Raw genomic sequence first — 5,208 nt, 5'->3', positions numbered from 1 at the left:
TCGCTGTCGTATCGTGACCGTCAGCTGCGTTCTGCTGCTTCCCCCCTCGCCGGCCCGGTCCGGGTCCCAGGTGCACGGCACCATCGGCATGGTCGGGGCGCCACCGAACTCATCGCCGGCCAGCGTGGCCAACCCCGCCGTCTGCCCACTGCCCTCGTCCACTCCTTATGTAGCCACAAACCAGCCGACATGGGGTTTCGCGCTACGAATGTGCATCGATGTCAGCCATTTAGGGTGGTCCGTCCGCGTTTCGGAGTCGGCTGGTGGTCCGGGAACGGCCGGCGTTGTCAGTGTGCCTTCCCCAGATCAGGTAAGCGTCGACGATTCCAGATTTTTCCCACCATCCCGGGTGGTTCAGACACGTCGTTGACGCGCCAAGCGGGGCGATTCGGGCATCGCCGTGTGGATCTCGGAGACAGGCAAACGGAGCGTGGCTGCCTCGGCGGCTCAGGTTTGGGTGCAGGTCCTGGGCTATATGGGTGGCAAGCATGCGGCGCACCAATAGCACATCGCCGAGAATGACAAGTGTCGCCGCTGTCAGGCACCTCAGCTGGTCGCCGAAAGGCCCCTTTTTACAGCCAGATGACAATAGAGAGCGCCAGCATCCACGCCAATTGCATTGTGCCGAAGGAGATCAGCACCATGATCAGTATTCAACAAAATCGAGGCATTAGATCCCGTATCGGCTGCACAGCGCCTCATACGCCGCAACGTTTCGATTGGAAGACACGATGACGCCGCGGTTGCAACGTCGAGTGCCCGTGCCTTGCGCTGCTACATTTGGGGGCACTGTGCATAGCGACCTTCTTAAGCTGCCCTTGCTGCGATGGGCCATCGCCATCGTCGCGGCACTCTGGTTGCTGGGCGGTGCCGCCGAGCACGCCTGGCACACGGCCGTCACGGTTGAGGCGGCTCAGCAGTCGGGTAGCTCATCAAGTGGTGCACTCGCGGTTAATGCCGATCACGCCCGATGTGACAGCGGGTCGCCGTCGTGCCTCGTCGCGATGGCGGTGGTGGATGTCCCGCGCTGGGACGACGCGTTTTGGACGTACGCCGGGCTCGCGGCGGTGGCCGCTATCGGTTGCCGCTTTGACTTAACGCGGCAGACCAAACGAGGCCCACCTCGAGGGCCCGCGACACCCGTCGCCGGTCAAGACCTGCTAACACGATTTTGTCTCGCACGGCGCTGATAGGTCGGCGTCAGATCACACGGCGTTGCACGGTCTACCGGTAATCCCTGCCCGCTTGACAGCTTTCTTAGCAGCGGAATGGGTCGATCACCCGTCGATACTTCGATAAGTCGGCCCGGCAGCGGAGCTGCGTCGAGTTATCTGACCTCCGCGCTCACCACGCGGCAAAGGGCCAGTCGGCCGCGTCTGAGAACAGTGAAGCGACGCCACCTGAGTCGTTTCGTCAAAACCTACGTCGTTCGGGAGAATTTTCATGCGCCATCACACCCTCGAGCCCAGTCACCGGATGCAATTTGTGACGCCAACCGTCAGTGCGCGGTTGAACCCAATAGTGGGCGGCGGCGTGACGCCAGTCAGGCGGTTGCAGGATCGGGTGGACCTGCATGCGCAGTCGCGGCCCAACGCCGCGATTGACGCCAGCCCGGGTATCTGCTCGAGCGCCTTACAACCTCACAACCAGCAGCCATGGATAGGGGCCATTCTGGGGGCACACGACTGCGCGTTTGCACCGCCCGCGACGCTTGAGGGCGCGAAGAAGCTCAGCGCACTCGTGGAGCGAGTCTCATGACAGCGTCCGATTCAGCTGTAAGCCAAGCGGCTGGCGACGACATCTGCTGCACGGCAACCACTTCGGCGTTTACGGTGGTAGTTCACCGCGATTCCCGCTGGCACGGCGCCGCGCGATGGGCGCGACGGCTGGCTTGGGTCAGCCTGGTTTTTGTGGTCGCCGAAGGGGCGCTCGGCTTGTGGCAGGGCGTGGCCACGGGGTCTGTCGCGCTGACCGCATGGGCGTTAGGAAGCGCGCCTGAGGCGATGGCCAGTCTGATCGTGATTTGGCGGTTCAGCGGCGCGCGAACCCTGTCTGAAACCGCCGAACTCCGTGCGCAACGCGGTGTGGCGGTGTCGTTTTGGCTCAGCGCCCCCTACATCGCCGCTGAATCCATGCACCACCTGCTCAACCAACACGCCTCGCACACCACGCTGATCGGCGTTGTGTTGACCGCGGCCGCGTTGGTGCAGATGCCGATCCTGGGCCGCGCGCAGCACAAACTCGGCGCACGGCTGGGCTCGGGCGCCACGGTCGGCAAAGGCATCCAGAACTATCTGTGCGCCGCCCAGGCGGCCGCGGTTCTCCTCGGCTTGGTGCTCACCCTCAGGTGGCCCGGGGGATGGTGGTTGGACCCCGCCATCGGGTTGTGCATCGTCGCCGTTGCCCTCTGGCAAGGGTGGCGATCGTGGCGCGGCGAGGACTGCGGGTGCTAGAGGTCGGCGCGGGTAAACAGCACCGGAACACTCGGCACCGTAATTGCACATATCGCGATATACGCATAGCTTATGGGCATGGATCGGGCAGCCAGGGTGCGTCGATGAACGCGGGCCATCGCCACACACACGGGAATGCCTCGGCGGATTCTGACCGGCGATGGCTGGGCGGTGCGCTGGCAGTGATCGCCGCGTTCATGCTGGGCGAGGTGGTGGTAGGCATCATCGCCGGGTCATTGGCGTTGCTCTCTGATGCGGCACATATGCTCACCGATGGGGCCTCGATTGCGTTGGCGTTGTGGGCGATTCGACTCTCCGCGCGCCCGGCGTCGGGGCGGATGACCTACGGGTGGCGGCGCGTGGAAATTTTGTCCGCGCAGGCCAATGGCGTGACCTTGCTGGTGCTGGCGGCATGGCTGGCTTACGAGGCGATCAAAAGGCTGATTCATCCGCCGCAAGTCACCGGCGCACTGGTGCTCGTCACCGCGCTGGTCGGTGTGGTTGTGAACCTCGCGGCCACGTGGATGATCAGCCGGGCCAACCGGGCAAGTCTGAACGTCGAAGGCGCATTTCAGCACATCCTCAACGACTTATTCGCGTTCATCGCCACCGCGGTGGCCGGGGTGGCGATCCTGGCCACCGGGTTCGGGCGGGCGGACGCGATCGCCACGCTAGTCGTGGTGGCGCTGATGCTGCGAGCCGGCGTCGTGCTGGTGCGTGCGGCCACCCTTGTTTTCCTCGAAGCCGCCCCAGCGGGCATTGAGCCGAGCGCGATCGGGCAGGCCATGGCCGCCCACGATTCGGTCGTGGAGGTCCATGATCTGCACGTGTGGGAAATCACCTCAGGTGACCCGGCCCTGTCGGCGCACGTGATCGTCGCCGCGGCCCGCGACTGCCACGCCACGCGAAACGACTTGGCGCACTTGCTGGCCCACGAGCACGGTATCTCCCACGCCACATTGCAGCTCGACCACGACACCTCCGAAATCAGCAAGCAGGATGCAGCCGGCGTGTGTGCGCACTGCGACGACCCACACGGCCCGACGCATCGCACCACCGGCGCCTGACACGCCGATACAGACCATAACCATGCCGAGCATCGGACACGGAGAAACCATGCCGCACACGCCAACCGACGACAATTGCCGGCTGCGGGTACTGGTGCTCGGCTACAGTGGGCTGCTGGCCGGAATCGCCGGGTTCATCAATTCGGTCGCGCTGCTGGTCCTGGCGTTTCCGGTGGGCAACCTGACCGCGCTGAGCACCCAGCTGGGCATGGATTCGGCCAACCCCCTGCTGTATGAGAGCTGCATGGTCGCGCTGATCGTGGCTGGTTTCCTGGCCGGAGCCGCCGGGGCTGGAGCTGTACTGGCCCCTGTGCGAACCCACACCAGCGCGCGCCACGCCGTGGTTCTGCTCACCGAGGCCGCGCTGCTGCTGGCCGCGGTCGGCATCGAAATTCCTGGATTCAAGGCCCTGCTAGCAGCGGCCGCGTGCGGGCTGCAAAACGCGATGACCTCAAACTCTCCCGGAATGACAATCCGCACCACGCACTTCACCGGTACCATCACCGACCTCGGGTTGATGCTGGGCCGCAGCCGCCACCATGAGGTGGACAGGTGGAAGGCCACCGTGCTGACGACAACCGTGGTGCTATTCGTCGGCGGCGGTGCGACGGGAGCCCTCATCGGCGGCCGGCTCGGCCACAATGCGTTGCTATTTCCGGCCGCCGCTTGCCTGGCTATCGCCGTGGCCAGCCTGCAGAATAGCCGCCGACGCAGCACCCGAATGGCCCACGCAATATCGGCCCCCGAGCCCACGCATACTTCCCTTGCTGACCGGGCGCCGGCGGGTTAGACACCACGCCCACTCGCATTCGTACATGCGCATACCTTTATTATTTGGTAGCCTCGCGGGTAGGCGAATGCGGTGCCTGACTAGGAGGCCAAGTGCGAGACGAGCGTGAATCGACGGAGACCAGAGAGTCGACGCTGCTATGTCCGCGGTGTGTGTCGCAGATGTTGCCGGTGCAGCGCTTTGGGGTGACGATCGATCAGTGCACCGGTTGCGGCGGCGTTTTCCTTGATCGGGGCGAACTGGAGCAGCTCTCCGAGGCCGAGGCCAAGTTTTACGCCGCCCAACAGCAACCCCAACAGCTGCCGCCGGCAGGGTACGCGCCTCAGCAGTATCCGGCGCAGCCGATGTACGTCGAAAGTCCGCGCCCGAGAGGCTTTTTGGGTGGATTGTTCGGGGAGGGCTATTACGGTGGTCGACACGGAGGCTATCGGGGCGGACATCACTGATGATTGAGCCAGCGGCACTTTCTTCAACTGCCGCGCCACGCCCAACCCACAGCCCTCCACATCCCGACAATCCCGCACCGGCACAAGTGCGCCCAGACCACACGTGGAGTCGCCTGCAGCGGCCGGTGACGATCACCAGCCGCACTCGCAATTGACCGAACTCAAGCTGCACGCCGCCGCGAAGCCCTCCCGGCCGTAGTGAATCGGCTAGTGCCCTGGGGCCTCACGCTGACCAGCGCTGGAAGGACGCCTGGCGGTCGCAGCCGATGCCGGCGCAGCACGGCTGGCGGCTGCGATTTGCTTACCTGCCCACCCCAGCGACTGCATGCAGGCGGCTCCAAACGTCAATACATAGTGATATTGCGATGTATCTATGTTAAGCTCCGGAGCGTACGTAGCGAAGATGTGCCCAACTGGGGCCAAACACGAGGAGGAACCTGATGTTTCCGCAC

Annotated in this window: 5 protein-coding genes and 1 pseudogene; 5 read left to right on the top strand and 1 reads right to left on the bottom strand. The window is 64.4% G+C overall.

What is annotated here, in order from left to right; translation table 11 throughout:
* A pseudogene (locus HMPREF0591_RS34145) lies at nt 1–144 on the bottom strand (PPW family C-terminal domain-containing PPE protein); the annotation flags it as partial.
* Between the two features lie 587 nt (nt 145–731).
* Here HMPREF0591_RS34145 and lpqS point away from each other — a divergent pair.
* The 5 genes from lpqS (at nt 732) to HMPREF0591_RS25970 (ending at nt 4,756) form a co-directional block, all read left to right on the top strand.
* Nucleotides 732–1,190: a putative copper homeostasis (lipo)protein LpqS gene (gene lpqS, locus HMPREF0591_RS34820; RefSeq protein WP_482805249.1), complete on the top strand. Its 459-nt coding sequence runs from the start codon at nt 732–734 to the stop codon at nt 1,188–1,190.
* A gap of 564 nt (nt 1,191–1,754) precedes the next feature.
* Complete coding sequence (locus tag HMPREF0591_RS25985; RefSeq protein WP_157137569.1) at nt 1,755–2,453, top strand: cation efflux transmembrane domain-containing protein; 699 nt, start codon at nt 1,755–1,757, stop codon at nt 2,451–2,453.
* A 104-nt stretch (nt 2,454–2,557) separates the two neighbouring features.
* Nucleotides 2,558–3,520: a cation diffusion facilitator family transporter gene (locus HMPREF0591_RS25980; RefSeq protein ID WP_040624039.1), complete on the top strand. Its 963-nt coding sequence runs from the start codon at nt 2,558–2,560 to the stop codon at nt 3,518–3,520.
* Between the two features lie 49 nt (nt 3,521–3,569).
* Nucleotides 3,570–4,310: a DUF1275 family protein gene (locus HMPREF0591_RS25975; RefSeq protein WP_007171718.1), complete on the top strand. Its 741-nt coding sequence runs from the start codon at nt 3,570–3,572 to the stop codon at nt 4,308–4,310.
* A 152-nt stretch (nt 4,311–4,462) separates the two neighbouring features.
* A complete protein-coding gene (locus HMPREF0591_RS25970) occupies nt 4,463–4,756 on the top strand; it encodes a TFIIB-type zinc ribbon-containing protein (protein ID WP_007171717.1) in 294 nt (97 codons plus the stop codon).
* Nucleotides 4,757–5,208 lie beyond the last annotated feature (452 nt).

Origin of the sequence: Mycobacterium parascrofulaceum ATCC BAA-614 (assembly GCF_000164135.1) — a bacterium.
Taxonomy (GTDB): domain Bacteria; phylum Actinomycetota; class Actinomycetes; order Mycobacteriales; family Mycobacteriaceae; genus Mycobacterium; species Mycobacterium parascrofulaceum.
This window is presented reverse-complemented; position numbering and strand designations above follow the sequence as displayed.